Genomic DNA, 806 nt, shown 5'->3' with positions numbered 1-806 from the left:
CGATAAGTGGGTTGATGAATCATCAACTGAGCTTGGAAATGGTACAGCTCCAGAATTTGATGATACAACGTATACAACAAATCAGACATTTACAGTAAGCTTTGTTGAAAATGCTGATGTAACCATTAAGTATGAAGCTACAAAAGGTGGTTCAGTAAGTCTTGATGAAGAAACTGTTGCTCCAGCTACAGGAAGTCCAAAAGGCTCTACAGCTACAGCGAATGCAGGTTATTCATTTGATGGATGGTATCTAGGTGAAACAAAAGTTGGTACTGAGTTAGCTTATAAACCTTCAAAGAATAATGATGGAATCTATGAAGCTGCGACATATACTGCTAAATTCACTCCAAATACAGATACTAAGTATGTAGTAGAAACATATTTAGAAGGGGATAATGGTTATCCAGAAAAACCTAGTACAACTGAGAACCGTCAAGCTACTACGGATACAACAGTATCTGTAACAGAAGAAGATAAGACTGCTCCAGAAGGATATGCACTTGATTCAAATGCTCCAAATGTATTTGAAGGAACAGTACTAGGAAATGGAAGTCTAGTCTTGAAGGTATACTTCGCAAAAGATGAAATTGGTGAAAATCCAGAAGATCCAGGCGATGATATTCCAGATAAATATCAGATTCTATTTACTTATGTAGCTGAAAGTAATGGTAGTGTTTCAGGTACAACATATGAACTTCATACATTTAAAGATGAAGAAGGAAATTATATTGAACCAACAGCTACGATACCAGAAGCACAAGTTAAAGCTACAGCGAATGCAGGTTACCATATCGATAAGTGGGTTG

Annotated in this window: 1 protein-coding gene; it reads left to right on the top strand. The window is 36.7% G+C overall.

Features of this window, described 5'->3' with window-relative positions:
• The coding region (locus HMPREF0367_RS10510; RefSeq protein ID WP_035400338.1) for an InlB B-repeat-containing protein at positions 1 to 806 on the top strand (806 nt) is incomplete at both ends.

This window comes from Faecalitalea cylindroides ATCC 27803, assembly GCF_000469305.1.
Classification (GTDB): domain Bacteria; phylum Bacillota_I; class Bacilli_A; order Erysipelotrichales; family Erysipelotrichaceae; genus Faecalitalea; species Faecalitalea cylindroides.
The sequence above is the reverse complement of the archived record's forward strand: the minus strand, read 5'-3'. Positions and strand labels throughout refer to the sequence as shown.